Below are 15,966 nucleotides of genomic sequence, written 5' to 3'. Positions count from 1 at the left end.
CGCCCATGCCCGCCCGCGCCACCCCATCCTCCGAACCCAACGACCCGGCCGCCGTCAGCGCGTTTCTGGCGAGTTGCCCGCATCCGCTTCTGCCCGTCGTCCGCGCCGTGCGCACCACCCTACTCACCGCCGTGCCGGTCGCCACCGAGGGCATCAAATGGAATGCCCCGAGTTTCCATTGCGGGGAGTGGTTCGCCACCTTCCACCTGCGCCGCCCCCGAGAGGTGCAACTCGTCCTGCACCGCGGCGCAAAAGTTCGGTCGGCTCCGTCCCAACCCTACGTCGACGATCCCACCGGAATGCTGCAATGGAAGTCCACCGATCGCGCCATCGCCGTCTTTCGCAGCCTGGCCGAGCTCGAGGCACACACGCCCGCCTTCACCGCCATCCTGCAGGCCTGGGCCGCCCGCCTGCGCGACGAGGTTGGGCCAACCAGCCATTGACCTCAGCGCTGCCAACTCGTCGCAGTGGGAAAAACCACCCTGCCTTTAAACCCGCGGCGCGCTCTCAACGCACCGCGGGGTCGCACTTCAGACGACACTCACACCGTCTGCGGAGCCTGCACCAGCCCCAGTCCCACATCTGCCGGCTCGTAACCCGATGCGAGCGGCGAAAGCACTGCCGAAGCCAACAGCCGTGCTTCCAGGTTTTGCGGCGTGAGTTGATTACGGGCCTGCAGCCACTGCGCCCACAACAGCGCCACGCCGGCCACGTGCGGCGTCGCCATGCTGGTTCCGGCCCACGAAACCAATCCGGGGGTGCCGGCTGCCGCCGATTCGACCGCCACACCGGGGGCCGCGAAATTGGGCCCGGAGTTCGAGAAGTCCGCCGCCTGCAAACCGTGCTGCCCCTGACCGAGCGCGCCGACGGAAAGGATGCCTTCCGAGACCGCCGGCGGCGCGACCGAGATATTCCACGTCGGATTCTGGAAGCGTTGGTTTTCGTTGCCCGCCGCCGCCACGATCAGACAAGTCTGGCCAAAGAACGCTTGGTTTTTCAGGAAGCCCGCGAGCTTCTCATAAATCAGAATGGTCTTCCGGTAGCCTTCGAGCGCGAAGGAGGTCGCCAGATTCACGGGCAGGCCCTGTTGCTGGAGGTAGTCCACGTAGCCGGGGAAATCGATTCCGAGCGACATGGAGATCACGCTGGCACCGTTGCGGGCTGCCCACAGGATGCCGTCGATCGACCACGCGGTGTCGCCGCCCTGCGCCCCGAGAACCTTGCCTGCGAGCAAACGGGTGGTGCCCGTAGCCACCCCGATCCGTTTGCCCCCGACCGCCCGGCCGAGAACAGTGCCCGCGCAGTGCGTGCCATGGCCGTGGCTGTCGCCGTTCCCCTGTCCGGTGAAGTCCTCCTCCACGATATTTACGCCGACAAACGCGGGATGCGCCCGATCGATACCGGTGTCCAGCACCGCCGCCGTGAGTCCGGCACCGTCACAGGGCGAACTCAAGGCATTCACCGCTTCGACCCCCCAGGTGTGCGTAGCCGCCGACGGCAAGGTGCTCGCTGGCAGGTTTTGCAATGGAGCAATCAACCGCGTGGGCATGACCGGGGCCAACCCCACCACGTCGTTCATTCGGCGGACATTCTCCGCCCGACTCACGTCAAACTCGTCGAGTTCCAACTTAGGCTCGCGCTCAAACGGAGCATCGTCGTCGCGGTCGCCACCGGCACGGCCACCAGGGGTGCCGAATGCGCCGAAAAGTGGCACATGGCCGATATCGGCGAGATTGGGGTTCATCCCCGCCAGATGGGGAAAGTTACTCGAAAGCGGATCGCTGCGCAGAATCAGATATTTGGTTTTCATGGGTTCTTCCAGTTCAGTGAGGTGGGACGGGCGGAGCCGCCGCCCGGGAGCTTCCGTAGCCTAGCGCGGCGCCGCCCGCCGAACGCGGGAAGTCGCGACCAAGAACCGGGATCATTTCCCGCGCACTCGACGAATCCGCCCCTCCCTTCGTCGCCGCCAACGATTTGACAATCGCACCGCCTCGACCGTCTCCCTTTTCGCACCCTCCATGTCCGCGCCCGAACCCACGCCTGTTCCTCCTTCGCCCGAATCCGACGACCAACCCGTCTCGGTCGGTCGCGCCATTGTGGATGCATTGCGCGGCGTGGCGCATGACTACACCACGCTGCCGCTCAAACGCGCCGTGCTCTTCCTCGCCGTGCCCATGGTGATGGAGATGATCATGGAATCGCTCTTCGCGTTGGCCGACGTGTTCTGGGTGTCCCGTCTCGGCCGCGAGGCCATCGCCGTGGTCGGCCTCACCGAGTCGGTCATGTCGCTCATCTACGCGGTCGCCATCGGCATTTGCTTCGCCGCCGGCGCCATCGTTTCCCGGCGTATCGGTGAAAAGGATACGGCGCGCGCCGCCCAGGCCGCCGGCCAGATCATTCTGCTCGGCGTGGGACTCTCCGCCCTGCTCGGCGTCATCATGGGCCTCAACGCCGGTCGCCTGCTCGCCTTCATGGGCGCGACGCCCGAGGTCGTGGAACTGGGCCGGCCCTTCGCCACCGTCATGTATGGCGGCAACGCGACCGTCTTCCTCATCTTTCTCATCAACGCCATCTTTCGCGGCGCGGGCGATCCGGCGCTGGCCATGCGCACGCTCATCCTGGCCAACGGTCTCAACCTCATCCTCGACCCGTGCTTCATCTTCGGCTGGGGACCCTTCCCCGAACTCGGCCTCACCGGCGCCGCCGTCGCCACCAACCTCGGCCGCGGCATCGGCATCGTTTACCAGGTCTGGCATCTGACCCGCGGACAGGGCCGCATCACACTGCACTGGTCCGACCTGCGCCCGCGCGCCGAGGCCGCCACCATCCTACGCACCTCCGGCAACGGCATCGCCCAGCTCCTCATCAGCACCACCAGCTGGGTCGGCTTGTTCAAAATCCTCGCCGTCTTTGGCAGCGCCGCCCTCGCCGGCTACACCATCGCCATCCGCCTGATCATGTTCGCGCTCATGCCCGCATGGGGACTGTCCAACGCCGGCGCCACCCTCGTCGGCCAAAACCTCGGCGCCCGCCAACCCGATCGCGCCGAGCGCGCCGTGCGCATCGCCACCCGCTACAACGTGATTTTCCTCAGCCTCGTCGGCGTCGTTTTCATCGCACTCAGCCCCATCATCATCGGCGCTTTCACCACCGACCCGGCCGTCTTCGCCGAGGGCGTGCGCTCCCTCTGGATCGTGAGCCTCGCCTTCCCGCTTTACGCCGCCGGCATGTGCCTTGAAGGCACCTTTAACGGCGCCGGCGACACCTGGACACCCACCCGCCTCAACTTCTTCACCATGTGGCTCGGGCAGGTGCCACTGGCGTGGCTGCTCTCTAGTCCGCTCGGGCTCGGTCCCACTGGCGTTTACATCGCCGTGCCGATCGCGTTCAGCGCACTGACGATCTGGAGCTGGTTCCTCTTCCGCGCCGGCCACTGGAAGGCTCACGTCGTCTAGAAGCGGCAAACTCGCTTGTTGAGGTGGATCCCCTCGCCTCTCGCGCCCCACGCGGCGCATCCAGGCACTATTTGGGGTCTTTACAGTAGGGTCTTCTACCTACTATATGTCGCCACGTCTCCAGCCCGCCCTGCCCCGTGTCGACCACTTCCCCGTTTCCGCCGCTGCCGTCCTGTCCCCTCTCCGACCACGCCTTGGCGGTGGGCGAAACCCACCTGAAGACCTTTCTCGCCGAGCAACTGGCCGACTACGGCGCCGAGATGGAAATCGCCCCCGGTTGCTGGGCGCTCATGGCTTTTGAGCGCCACGACAGCGACGCCGACCTGCTCGCGCGCGCGGTGCTCGAAACCGCCTCCTTCCCGTGGACGGCGGGTTGTTCCGACGATGATGCTTGGATCATTTTCTACGTGCGATCGGCCGAGCAGGCCACCGCCCGTCACTGGCTGGATCACTTGCTCCGTTGGCTCGACGGTCGCCCGCCCGAGCCCTCTCCCGCCCACCTCGCCGAACTGCGCAGCCTCTACGATTCGCCGATGCCGCACCGCGTCGCCCGCGGTCTGGTCGTCGCCGCCCAGCAGGGAGAGTTGCCCCCCGCTCTCGCCCGCACCTCTGCCGATGTCCGGGCCTTGCTCGATCGCCTCCACCGTCAGGAACCCACCTTCCTCTCCGCCCTCCTCCTGCTGCTCGAGAATCACCTCATCGACCTGCTCGAACTCTACCGAGTCCTCACCCAGGACGACCTCGACATCATTAACGAGCTCACCTCGGGCAACGTGTCCCAAGACCCCTTTCTGCTCAACCGTCAGACCGCCGCCTCCGGCCTGCGCCGCCACCTGATCGACGCCAAGATCCTCAACCCGCTCGATCAGCGCAAACACACCGAAGCCACCAATCCCTACGCCCAAATCGTCCGCCTCCGCGCCCAAACCGACGGACGTGTGCTGCTGCGCATGGACGGCAACGATCAGCCCACCACCGCCACCAGCCTGCACGAGAGCCTGCTGAAAATTCGCCAGCGCGAAAACCGCGGCATCGACGCCCTCGCCCCCGGTTCACGGGCCCCGTGGGCGGTCGACGATCGCGCTTACCACCTGCGCTTCGTGCGCAACCTCATCGCCGAACACCCCCACCTGCGTCCGGCCGATGTGCTGCACATGGTCGAGCGCGCCCTCCCGACCTCAGGCTGACTGCGCGGCCGGCACTTCGTTGCCAAATTTGACCCGCACGCTGGTCGGCAAGATCGCGCGACGCAGGCGACGGATATCCTGAATCTGGCGTTGGATGAAGGCATACACCTGCGGGTTATCCACCTCGGCCAGGATGCCGGTGCATTCGTCCTCGATCGCCGCGACATACTCCTCACAGCGACGCATCAAGGTCTCTGGATCACTGCCGTCGAAATCGCTCGGACTGGGCTGATACGAACCGTCGCGCGACACGTGCCCACGCTTCAAACCGCGGCGGCGCAGGAAGCTCTCCAGCTCCAGTGCCAGCAACCAAATTTTCGAGGAGATGCGGCGAGCATCATAAGCGAGCCCCTGCGCTTCGGCAGCACGGGTAGCGGCAATCAAGGCATCGACACTGTTGTAACAGCTGCCGATCGCGTGGCGGATTTTTGAGGAGGAAGAGGATAGAGCGACCATGACTTTGGTTAAGTGATCCGCGAAACAGCTTGGCCGGTGCCACTCCCCTCTAGGAAAACCTTATCGCTCTATCTTCCATCATCTTACAAACTGGCCCCCACCTACCTCGCCCACCCCAGCCATGCATCCTGCACGGCCCTCACCCTCACCTCCGTGCACGTTGCACGCTTCGCTCAATTCTTCCGCTGCATCGTGCGCACCGCATCTCGAGCTGCCTCCCCCTCCAGTACAGCCACAGGACTGGCCCCGTCGTTGCGCTCGACCTCTGCCCCGCGCGCCACTCGCTTCGGGATGTGACTGCCGAGGCTGTAGACCGTCTCGTAATGCTCGCTGCGCAACGCTTTGCCTTCCGGCGTAAGATTCGAGCGCACACAGCCCGAGCCCACCACGAACCCCGTCAGCAACATGACCCGCATCGCCCGCACGCTTCGCCTGCGCCCGCGTGCCCGTTGTTTCGATCGCTGCATCAACACGACACTTCACCCGCCCTCGCCTGCCCCGCGAGTCCTCCGCGATCAATCACCGTCCCATCGCGATGAAACGCCCCGATCCCGCGTCCGGTCCTTCTCGCCATCTCGGCCCCGATCAACATGGTCGCTGCGACCCACCACATCATGCGCTTCGACCGTCGCCTCCTCGCCGTTCCCACCGCCCTGCTCGCCCTCGCCTTCGCGAACCAAACCGTCGCCGCCGACCCACCCGAACTCGATCCGCAACTCCGCCAACAGGCCGAGACCCTGATCGCCGCCGCCCTCGAATCCGAGCTCGCCTACAACCTCGTCGAAAGCCTCACCACCGAGGTCGGCCCCCGTCTCGCCGGCAGCGCTGCCGAAGCCCGCGCCCGCGACTGGGCCACCGCCAAACTCACCGACCTCGGCTTCAGCCACGTGCGCGTGGAACCTTTCGAGATCGAGGGTTGGGAACGCCACGCTGAGTCGGCCGCCATCACCGCGCCCTTCCCCCAGGCCCTCACCGTCACCGCCCTCGGCAACTCCGTGCCCACGCCCGCCGAAGGGCTCACCGGAACCGTCGCCCGCTTCGATTCCCTCGACGCCTTGCTCGCCAGTGACGACGCGCCCGAAGCCCTCGCCGGCCGCATTGTCTTCGTCGACGAAACCATGACCCGCACCCAGGACGGTTCCGGCTACGGCAACGCCGTGCGCAAACGCTACCAAGCCGCCACCGCCGGCCAGGCCCGCGGCGCGATCGCTGCGCTCATCCGTTCCGTCGGCACCAGCCACCACCGCTTCGCCCATACCGGCTCCATGGGTTACGGCGACGTCGGCCACAGCATCCCCACCGCCGCCCTCGCCGCGCCCGATGCCGATCAACTCACCCGCGCCCTCCAACGCGGCGACGTTTCCGTGCGCCTCAAACTTCACACCGAAATCCTCGGCCCCATGCCCTCGGGCAACGTGATCGCCGAAATCCCCGGCCGCACCCACCCCGAAGAAATCGTGCTCCTCGGCGCCCACCTCGACAGCTGGGACCTCGCCCCCGGTGCCATCGACGACGGCGCCGGCGTGGCCATCGTCACCGCCGCCGCCCGCCTCCTGCTGGAGCACGATCTCCAACCCCGCCGCACCGTCCGCATCGTGCTCTTCGGCGCCGAGGAAGTCGGCCTGCGCGGTGGCCGCGCTTACGCCGCCGCTCACGCCGCAACCCTGCCGCAACACGTGGCCGCCGCCGAATCCGATTTTGGCGCCGACATCATCTGGCGGCTCGACACCAACCTGCCGCCCGAGCGCACCTACTGGGGCGAACACCTTTACACCCTGCTCAAGCCGCTCGGTGTCGGTCGCGGCACCAACGAGACCACCGGCGGCCCCGACATCGGTCCCCTCGTGCCCGGCGGCGCGACGCCCTTTGCTCTGCGCCAAAACGGCTGGGACTACTTCGATTACCATCACACCCCCAACGACACCCTCGACAAAATCGACCCGGTCAAACTCCGCCAAAACGTCGCCGCCTACGTCGCCTTCGCCTGGCTGATGGCCAACATCGACTGACCGCCCGCCGCCGGGAAATTCCGCCTGCGCGGGAGCCGATCCGCCGCACGCCGGTCTACGAGGGAGTCCATCCTCCCTGACCCATGCTCATTACCCGCAAAATCGGCGCGATTCTTCGCGGCAAAGCCACGCCCTTCCAACTCATCGCCGGCTGCGTGCTCGGCGCCATGCTCGGCTTCCTGCCCGGCTTCGGCACCGCCCCCGGTCTCACCGTCCTGCTGGCGCTCACCTTGGTGTTGCTCAACGCCAATCTCTTTCTTGCCGCCGTCGTCGGCGCACTCGCCAAGCTCCTTTCCCTCGCCCTGCTGCCGCTGAGTTTCCACCTCGGCCGTTTTCTCATCGACGGTCCGCTGGAGGGTCTCTTCCGCGCCATCGTCAACGCCCCGGTGCTCGCCCTCCTCGGCGTTGAAAACTACGCGACCACCGGCGGTCTGCTGCTCGGCTTCCTCCTCGGTGGACTCGCCGGACTCGGCGTCAGTCGCGCTGTCACCAGATTTCGACTACGCATGGCCAACTCGCGGGAAAACTCCGAAAAATACCGTAAGTGGGCCGACCGCGGTTGGGTGCGCTGGAGCGTCTTCCTGCTCGCCGGCGGTGGACTCAAAGATCCCGACTACGCCGCCCTCGCCCAGAAACGCATCGGCAATCCCATTCGCCCACTCGGCGCCGCGCTCGTCATCTTCTCCGTCGTGCTCATCGTCGTCGGCGCCAAGTTCTTCGCTCCCGCCATCGTGACCACTTCGCTGCGCGACGGCCTCGCCCGCGCCAACGGCGCCACCGTCGACATCGAAACGGCCGATCTCGATCTCGCCGCCGGCCGCCTAACCGTCACCGGCCTCGCCATGGCCGATCCCAATCAGCTCGATTCCAACCTGCTCACCGCCGCGCGCGTCGAAGCCGATATCAGCGCCAGCGACCTGCTGCGCAAACGCATCAGCCTCGACCGCCTCGTCCTCCACGAAGCCCGCCTGCAGACACCGCGCCGCGTGCCAGGTCAACGCACCGTGCCCGCCCCCGAAACCGACGAGCCGTGGGTGAAGTTGCCCGACGCCGAATCGATCGACGACTACATCACCAACGCGCAGGTCTGGCGCGAACGCCTCGCCCAAGTCAAAAAGTGGCTCGACCGCATCACCCCCGGCGATCCCGCCGAAGCCCCCACCACCACGGACGACGGCGAGACCTGGTCCGACCGCCTCGAACGCATCGCCGCCGAGCGCGGCTACGCCCGCGTCGACGCCGGCCACCTCGTCGCCGACACGCCTCTCTTCGTCGTGCGTGAACTCGACGCCACCGGCGTGCGCGCCGATTGGCTGCCCAACGGCGAAACCCTATCCATTCAGGGTCACAACCTCGCCACCCAACCGTGGTTGCTCGACACCCCGTCTCGCATCGAAATCACCTCCTCCGGCCAAACCCTCGCCCTCTCCGTCGCCGCTGGCGTGAGCAATGAACTCACCGCCCGCTACCGCGGCCTGCCCACCGAGAAACTCGCCGGCGCGCTCAAGTCCTCCCGCAGCGGCACGCCTCTCCTCGAAGGCGGCACCGTCGACATCAACCTCAGCGGCTCTTACGACGCGACCGACGGCACCATCGATGTGCCCATGGAACTCACCCTGCACGACACCACCGCCCACCTCGTCGGCAAGGACGTCCCGCTCAACAATTTCAGCCTGCCGGTCGGCCTGCGCGGGTCCTTGGAAAACCCCGCCATCCGCGTCGACCCCGACCTCGTCACCCGCATCGCCAAACAAGCCGGCACCCAGCTGCTGCGCGACAAGGTCGGCGACAAACTCGGCGACAAAGCCGGTGGCCTGCTCAACGGCCTCGGTGGCCTCCTCGGCGGCAAAAAATCCGACGAGACCACCAACTCGGACTCCGGCGGCGGCAACTAACCTCCCCCCGCCACTCGGCCCGCTCACCAATGTTCGCAATACGAACATTGGTTTGTTTCCCCCTGATGTATAGCGCTTTGCGTAACTCTACTTCAGGCCATTCTCGCCATCCCGCTCGACTCGCCTAGCTGGTCCTCGGCGACATAAAATCGAAAACCACGTTGACAGCGCCGACCCGGCGCGCGTCTGGTGGCGACGTCCTTAGGGGCGACCCGCATGGGTCTGAGATGTCCACAACGCTTCGGCAGCGTGGCGGTCCCTTTGAACCTGATCCGGTTGATACCGGCGTAGGAAAAGGAACCATAGCACCTCCGTTTCAGCGCCCAGACGCCGGATCTCAAATCCACCAAAATTGAGATCCAACATGAAACCCTCCCTCCGCAACCCTGCCTTCGGCAGCTTGCTCGCCCTCGCCACCGCGGCCACGTCCGCGGTCGCCCAAATCGCACCGGCCACGCCCGTGCAGCAACTCGACGAGCTCATCGTGACCGCCGATCTGTGGTCCTCCGAACTCGCCCGCACCAGCGCATCGGCCACCGTCTTCGGACCGGCCGATCTCGCCGCCAATGGCACCGCCAACTTCGGCGACCTCATCAACGCCACCCCCAATCTCACTTGGGCGGCCGGCACCTCCCGCCCACGCTTTTTCCAGATTCGCGGCGTCGGCGAGAACTCCCAATTCGAAGGTGAATCGCCCGACTCCTCCGTGCGTTTCCTCATCGACGACCTCGACTTCACCGGGCTCGGCAGCGCCGCCACCCTCTTCGACGCGCAACAGGTCGAAGTGCTGCGCGGTCCGCAGGCCGGTGCCTTCGGCGCCAACGCCGCCGGCGGCGTGATCAAGATCGTCACCGCCGAGCCCACGCCGCACTACACCGGCTACGTCGAAACCACCGTCGCCGACGATAACCACCTCAGCGGCGGTGTCGCCTTCGGCGGACCCATCAACAGCGACGAGCCCGACAAAGCCATGTTCCGTCTCGCCGCCCAACGCGTCACCGCCGACGGCTGGCGTCACAACGCCTTCCTCAATCGCGACGACACCAACCGCATCGATGAGACCTTCCTGCGTTTCAAACTGCGCGTGAATCCGACCGACGCTTGGCGCTGGGACCTCACTACCTTCTACGCCCAACAGGACAACGGCTACGACGAGTTCACCCTCGATAACACCGAGTTCACCACCTACTCCGACCAGCCCGGCTACGACACCCAGGAAGCCTTCGCCGCCGCCCTCCGCGGCAGCTACTTCGGCGAAACCTTCACCTTCACCACCAAGACCAGCTTCGGTCTGGCCGACTCGCTCTACAGCTACGACTCCGACTGGACCGACGCCGCCGATCCGCGCGGCTACGACCTCTTCCTCGAGTTCCACCGCGACCGCGACACCTTCAACCAAGAACTCCGGCTCGATGGTGCCTCGGCCGATGAATCGAGCAGATGGACGGTCGGCGCCTACTACGAAACCCTCAACGAGGACACCTTCCTCACCGAAGGTTTCGGTGACGCCAACACCAGTTACGACGCCACCACCGCCGCTGTATTCGGTCAGTGGGGACAACAGCTCACCGACACCACCCGCCTCATCGCCGGTCTGCGTGTGGAGGATTACGATCTGGAAACCGACGTCGAATTCCGCGGCGCCTTCGATTTCTCCGACACCCTCGTCGGCGGCAAGCTCGTGCTCGAGCAGGACCTCGGCGAACGCACCCTCGGCTTCGCCTCCATCACCCGCGGCTACAAGGCGGGCGGCGTCAACATCTACAACTACCTCGTCGTGCCCGACGAAGGCCCCGACACCTACGTCACCGAGATCATGTGGAACTACGAACTCGGCTTGCGCACCCGCAGCGCCGACGGACGTTTCTCCGGCGAAGTGGTGGCTTTCTACCTCGACCGCGACACGCCGCAGGTGCGCGACTCGGCCGGCTTCGGCGGCACCTTCACCTACTTCGTCGACAACGGCGAGAGCGCCTACATCACCGGCGCCGAAGCCAGCTTCACCGCCCTGCTGGCCGACGGTTTCACCGCCTACGGCAGCGTGGGTCTGATGGATTCGCACCTCGATCCCTTCACGCTCACCAACACCGCGCAGTCCCCCGCCGGCGGCCGCGAGCTCGCCAACGTGCCCAGCACGACCTACTCGCTCGGCGGCCGCTACGACGCCGGCAACGGCTTCTGGGCCAGCGCCGAACTCAACGGCCGCGACAGCTACTACGAGTCCAACACGCACAACGAAACCCGCAGCGGCTTCAACGTCGTAAACGCCTCTATCGGCTACCGCACGGGTCCCTGGGCCATCACGCTCTGGGCGCGCAACCTCCTGGATGAGCGTTACGAAAAACGCATCTTCTACTTCGCCAACGAAGGCCCCGACTGGCTCGACAAACGCTACGAGTCCCCCGCCGACCCCCGCCAACTCGGCGCCACCGTCCGCTACTCCTTCTGAGGCGGACCTAAGTCCCAAAACAGCACCAGCCCGCGCGCCTTTCCGCCGCGGGCTGTTTTGTTTGTCCGTCACCACCTTCTGGGATAGAAACGATCCCGCTATGAAGACGGTCGCCACTTACTCCATGCCGGCCGAGACCCACGTGCCGCTCTCGCGTTTGCACGACGCGGGCATCGACGCCGTGGCTCGCGACGACGCCACCCTGCAACTCAACTGGATGTGGTCCAATGCCCTCGGCGGCGTAAAGATCGACGTGCCCGACGATCAGGCCGATGTCGCCCGCGCTCTACTCGATAGCGAGCCCAGCGAAGACGGCGTGCTCGTCTGCCCACACTGCGGCTCCCATGACCTCGCCGTGGCCCCCCTGCGCCCAGTCAGCGCGCTCGCTCTGCTCATCGCTCAACTGCCCCTGCCCAGTGCCAAAGTGCGCGTGCACTGCCGCGACTGTGGACGCACCCACGACGTGCGGCGCATCGGCGTTCCCACGGACGAAAACTAAAACTGTAACGTCCGCCCGGTTGCGCCATTGCGCTGCCGGGGCGATTGACCAGCCGGCGCAGGCGAATTGCATGGCCCCATGGGCCAACGCTTCGACCACATCCCCGCTCCGCAGATCGAGTTCATCGGTCGCCAGAAAATCTTCTTCGTGGGCACCGCCGGCGGTCCCGACACGCGGGTCAACATTTCGCCGAAGGGCATGGACTCGTTTCGCGTCCTGTCGCCCCACCGCGTCATGTGGCTCAACACCACCGGCAGCGGCAACGAGACCGCCGCCCACCTCCTCGAAAACCAGCGCATGACGATCATGTTCTGCGCCTTCGAGGGCAAACCGCTCATCCTCCGCCTCTACGGGACCGCCACGGCCATCCATCCGCGCGATGCGTCATGGGTCGAGCACTACAGCCGCTTCACACCCCTGCCCGGCGCCCGCCAAATTTTCGACGTCTCAATCGAACTCGTCCAAACGTCCTGCGGCATGGCCGTGCCTTTCTTCGATTATCAGGAGGAGCGCGAACAACTCAGCAACTGGGCCACGACCAAGGGCCCCGACGGTATCCAAAATTATTGGACAGAGAAAAACCAGGTCAGCCTCGACGGCAAACCGACCCACATCCTGAGCTGATGCTGAGAAAGGTGGACGCCGGCCTCCGGACGGCGTCGTTTCAACGGATCGGAAACGCCCTGCTCATTCCTGCGTGCTGAAGTGCAGCACCGGCCCGCTGCCGTCGGTCTGCTCCGACGCAAACACCGCCGCGGCCACTGCCCCCAGCGGACGTAGCACCAGACCCTTGGTGGTTCCGTCGAGGAGACGCTGCATCACGGGTCGCGGCAGCATGAAATAGGTTTTGCCACCCGGCTCGGCCGCCAGCGGCAGGTCGATGACCATCTGGGTGTTGAACACCTCGGCATACGGTGCGCCGCCCGTGAGGTTCGCATAGGTCACTGCCGCTTCATCCCACGCGGCATCGCCGCGCAGGATCTCGATAAGCCGCACCTTGCCAAATTCCTCGCCGAAATCGCGGCCCAAGGCAGCGCGGTAATCACCACCCGACGCCAGCGACGCCGTCGTGAGTTCCACCATGCCTTGGCTGGTCGCCTTGGCCTTCGCCAGGTCCCCAAAGTCCCAACGCAGCACCGGCCATAGGTCGTTGGCGATGTTGAGCACCGCAGCGCGCTCACCGCCCGGCAACCCCACCTGCCAGTCGGCATAGTTCACGGTGGGGAAACTCGTGCTGACCACACTGTCGTGAGTAACCGGCACGTGATGCGTAAACGCATCGATCGGCAGCACTGGCGGATGATGGATCAACGGCTCGCCCAAGTCGCGCCCGGACGATGCTTTCTTCACGACGTCAGCGCGGTAGTAGTCGACATCGACTTCGTAAGTGTCGGGCCCGAAGTCCGTCGCGCAGAACTGCACAAACACCTGGTCGCCGGGTTTGGCGTCGAAGCTATCGGTGAGGAAGCTGATCACCTGCCACTCGTTCGCCGTGCCGATGTCATACTCGCGCAGGTGTTCGTGGTAGTTGGTGGTGCGCGAGGTATTGAGCATGAAGTTTACGCGACGCGGAGCCACGTGTGTGCGCACCCGCGCCTCGACACGCAGTTCGTAGGCGGGATTGGCCAACTTCGCCAGATCGAGTGAATCGGTCACGTCGCGCTTGATGAAGCTATACCACACCACCTCGGGCGCGGCGGTGGCATCGATCTTCATGCGCAGAAACCCGTCCATCGGCACCAGCTCCAGTTTGGCGTCACCATCACCGGTCACACCAAACCAGCCCTCAATCGGACCGTGGTTAAAGTCGTCGCGGAATTGCGCGACAAGCATAGCGGGAATCACGGCAAGCAACGCGCCGGCCCGAGCGAGGGGTTTCAGGGGAATTCGCATGACTGAATCGCCACGCTACCGCCCCCGCGATCCCCGCGCAACGGCCCACCTTCAGCCAACGTGCTGATCGATAAGGACGGGGTTGCCGTCGGGGTCGACCAGCGTGATGTGGGCGGGACCGCTGCCGTCGGCGTCGGCCGTTTCGATGAGCTCCACCCCGGCATCCTGCAGGTGCTTTTGAATCGCGCGCACATCGTCGAATTGCGCCAGCGCTTCACACTTACTGTCCCAGCCGGGGTTAAAGGTGAGGCAGTTCTTTTCGAACATGCCCTGAAACAGGCCGAGCGTGGTGTCGCCGTTGCGCAGGATGAGCCAGTTCTGCTCCAGCTCACCGCCCACTTGGGCGAATCCGAGTTTTTCATAAAAGGCCAGCGAGGCGGCGATGTCCTTGACGGCGAGGGAAACGGAGAAAGCACCAAGTTGCATGATAGGGATCTGGGTTGAGAGGGACGGGTTGTTTGGGAACGACACCATCCTAGCGCAGGAGCCGGACCATACGCTTTACAAATCTTGCTAAAGCGCTCGGATCAGCCCCGTGGCCGCGACGACCTACCCCGAGCGCATCAACCGCGCCCTGGACTACATCCAGCAGCACCTCGACCAACCTTTGTCGCTGGAGGACGTCGCCCGCGTGGCGTGCTTTTCGCCGTTTCATTTCCACCGCATCTTTCGTTTCCAAACCGGCGAGCCGCTCAACGCCTGCATCAAGCGCCTGCGCCTGGAGCGCGCGGTCACGCTCATGACGCAGCGCCGTCCCGCCGGCCCCCGCAATGCCGCGTCGCTCACCGAGATCGCCCTCGCTTGCGGCTTCGGTTCCTCCACCGATTTCTCGCGCAGTTTTAAACAACACTACGGCGTGCCCCCCAGTCAGTTTGACGTCGCCGGATTCCGTCGCCACCAACGCGAGCGCTGGCAGGACTACGTGGCCGACTCGGACCACCGCCACTTGCTCGACGGCCTGCCGCCCGGCGAAAACCCCGACCACTTCGCCGTCACTTTCCGCGACCTGCCGCCGCGCACCGTCGCCTACCGGCGCATTCACAACTCCTACCGCGAAGGTGCCGTCACCACTGCCGCCGCCGAACTCCTCGCGTGGGCGGAATCCCGCGGCCTCGCCGACGGTCAATGGCTGGGCTACACGTGGGACGACCCCGAAGTCGTGCCGCCGGAAAAATGCCGCTACGACGTCGGCCTCGAAGTGCCGCCCATCACCGCATTACCCGATGGCGAGGTGAGCCGCCTCACCTTCCCCGCCATGACCGTGGCCGAGCTCGAACTGCGCGGTGGCATCGATCTCGAGATGCGCGCCCTCGACTGGCTCTACGGCACCTGGCTACCGAGCAGCGGGTGCGTGCCGACGGACGAGCCCTGCTTCGAGGCGTGGATCGGTCGGCCCTTCGCCCACGGCATGGAGCACTTTGAATTGCGCCTGCAACTGCCGGTGACCCGCGCCTAAGGCCATCTCCCCGCTCATTCCCGCGCTTGTCCCGCCCACCCTCGCGGCTCTAGCGTGCCGCCACCCCATCATGAGAAACTACCCCGTTCTCCTGTTTGCCCTCTGTGCTGCGCTGTGCCCAGCCGCCGAATTGCCCATCGGCACATCGTTGGCCAACGAACCTCTCTCGCCGTGGACTGAGTCCGCCGAGGCCGACGCCATCGTGTTCATCTTCGTCGCGCCCGACTGCCCGATCTCCAATCGCTACGCGCCGACGATTCGTCGCCTCGCCGCCGACTGCGCCGATCACAACATCGCGCTGTGGCTAGTCTACGCCGACAACCTGGCCGATGCCGCCGCGATCCGCACTAACCAGACCGAGTTTAAACTCTCGGGCCTGCCGACCGTCATCGACCGCGACTTCGCCATCGCCGACTTCGCCGGAGCTGACGTCACGCCCGAAGCCGCCGTGTTCATGCGCCCCGCGCCGGAATCCGCCCCGCTACTCGTCTATCGCGGCCGCATCGATGACCAGTATCAGGGCTACAACAAATACCGCCCCGCCCCCACGGCCTCCGAGTTGCGCGAAACGCTCGACACCATCATCGCCGGCCATCTGCCGTCGCTGACCCGCACCAAAGCCATCGGTTGTTACCTGCCCCGGCCGTGATTCGCCGCTTTCGCCGCT

14 protein-coding genes and 1 riboswitch are annotated in these 15,966 nt (G+C 65.5%); of the genes, 10 read left to right on the top strand and 4 right to left on the bottom strand.

What is annotated here, in order from left to right; translation table 11 throughout:
- Nucleotides 1–5: 5 nt before the first annotated feature.
- Nucleotides 6–443 (top strand): DUF1801 domain-containing protein, encoded by a 438-nt coding sequence (locus K1X11_RS21755; protein ID WP_221030386.1) that lies wholly within the window; start codon nt 6–8, stop codon nt 441–443.
- 98 nt (nt 444–541) lie between these two features.
- Here the strand turns inward: K1X11_RS21755 and K1X11_RS21750 are convergent, their stop codons facing one another.
- On the bottom strand, nt 542–1,810 hold the full coding sequence (locus tag K1X11_RS21750; protein WP_221030387.1) for a S8 family peptidase: 1,269 nt from the start codon (nt 1,808–1,810) through the stop codon (nt 542–544).
- Nucleotides 1,811–2,018: 208 nt separating this feature from the next.
- On the opposite strand from K1X11_RS21750, the gene K1X11_RS21745 reads away from it, so the two are divergent.
- A complete protein-coding gene (locus K1X11_RS21745; protein WP_221030388.1) occupies nt 2,019–3,455 on the top strand; it encodes an MATE family efflux transporter in 1,437 nt (478 codons plus the stop codon).
- Between the two features lie 137 nt (nt 3,456–3,592).
- Complete coding sequence (locus tag K1X11_RS21740) at nt 3,593–4,642, top strand: hypothetical protein (RefSeq protein ID WP_221030389.1); 1,050 nt, start codon at nt 3,593–3,595, stop codon at nt 4,640–4,642.
- Here the strand turns inward: K1X11_RS21740 and K1X11_RS21735 are convergent.
- Complete coding sequence (locus K1X11_RS21735) at nt 4,634–5,098, bottom strand: hypothetical protein (RefSeq protein ID WP_221030390.1); 465 nt, start codon at nt 5,096–5,098, stop codon at nt 4,634–4,636. The genes K1X11_RS21740 and K1X11_RS21735 overlap by 9 nt on opposite strands.
- A 590-nt stretch (nt 5,099–5,688) precedes the next feature.
- On the opposite strand from K1X11_RS21735, the gene K1X11_RS21730 reads away from it, so the two are divergent.
- The 5 genes from K1X11_RS21730 (at nt 5,689) to K1X11_RS21710 (ending at nt 12,574) form a co-directional block, all read left to right on the top strand.
- A complete protein-coding gene (locus K1X11_RS21730; protein ID WP_221030392.1) occupies nt 5,689–7,107 on the top strand; it encodes a M20/M25/M40 family metallo-hydrolase in 1,419 nt (472 codons plus the stop codon).
- A gap of 83 nt (nt 7,108–7,190) precedes the next feature.
- A complete protein-coding gene (locus K1X11_RS21725) occupies nt 7,191–9,002 on the top strand; it encodes a hypothetical protein (RefSeq protein ID WP_221030393.1) in 1,812 nt (603 codons plus the stop codon).
- Nucleotides 9,003–9,195: 193 nt separating this feature from the next.
- Nucleotides 9,196–9,313, top strand: a riboswitch (TPP riboswitch).
- A 53-nt stretch (nt 9,314–9,366) separates the two neighbouring features.
- A complete protein-coding gene (locus tag K1X11_RS21720; protein ID WP_221030394.1) occupies nt 9,367–11,451 on the top strand; it encodes a TonB-dependent receptor in 2,085 nt (694 codons plus the stop codon).
- A 100-nt stretch (nt 11,452–11,551) separates the two neighbouring features.
- The gene (locus K1X11_RS21715) at nt 11,552–11,950 is read left to right on the top strand and encodes a DUF2007 domain-containing protein (RefSeq protein WP_221030395.1); all 399 of its coding nucleotides are present in this window, start codon (nt 11,552–11,554) and stop codon (nt 11,948–11,950) included.
- 78 nt (nt 11,951–12,028) lie between these two features.
- The gene (locus tag K1X11_RS21710; RefSeq protein WP_221030396.1) at nt 12,029–12,574 is read left to right on the top strand and encodes a pyridoxamine 5'-phosphate oxidase family protein; all 546 of its coding nucleotides are present in this window, start codon (nt 12,029–12,031) and stop codon (nt 12,572–12,574) included.
- Nucleotides 12,575–12,637: 63 nt separating this feature from the next.
- On the opposite strand, the gene K1X11_RS21705 is transcribed toward K1X11_RS21710, so the two are convergent.
- Together K1X11_RS21705 and K1X11_RS21700 are read right to left on the bottom strand one after the other, a co-directional pair.
- The gene (locus K1X11_RS21705) at nt 12,638–13,783 is read right to left on the bottom strand and encodes a hypothetical protein (protein ID WP_221030397.1); all 1,146 of its coding nucleotides are present in this window, start codon (nt 13,781–13,783) and stop codon (nt 12,638–12,640) included.
- A gap of 111 nt (nt 13,784–13,894) precedes the next feature.
- On the bottom strand, nt 13,895–14,269 hold the full coding sequence (locus tag K1X11_RS21700; RefSeq protein WP_221030398.1) for a VOC family protein: 375 nt from the start codon (nt 14,267–14,269) through the stop codon (nt 13,895–13,897).
- A 109-nt stretch (nt 14,270–14,378) separates the two neighbouring features.
- Between K1X11_RS21700 and K1X11_RS21695 the strand changes: the two genes are divergently transcribed.
- On the top strand, nt 14,379–15,299 hold the full coding sequence (locus K1X11_RS21695) for an AraC family transcriptional regulator (RefSeq protein WP_221030399.1): 921 nt from the start codon (nt 14,379–14,381) through the stop codon (nt 15,297–15,299).
- A 70-nt stretch (nt 15,300–15,369) separates the two neighbouring features.
- Nucleotides 15,370–15,948 (top strand): thioredoxin domain-containing protein, encoded by a 579-nt coding sequence (locus K1X11_RS21690; protein ID WP_221030400.1) that lies wholly within the window; start codon nt 15,370–15,372, stop codon nt 15,946–15,948.
- Nucleotides 15,949–15,966 lie beyond the last annotated feature (18 nt).

This window comes from Actomonas aquatica, from assembly GCF_019679435.2.
GTDB classification, from domain to species: Bacteria; Verrucomicrobiota; Verrucomicrobiia; order Opitutales; family Opitutaceae; genus Actomonas; species Actomonas aquatica.
This window is presented reverse-complemented; position numbering and strand designations above follow the sequence as displayed.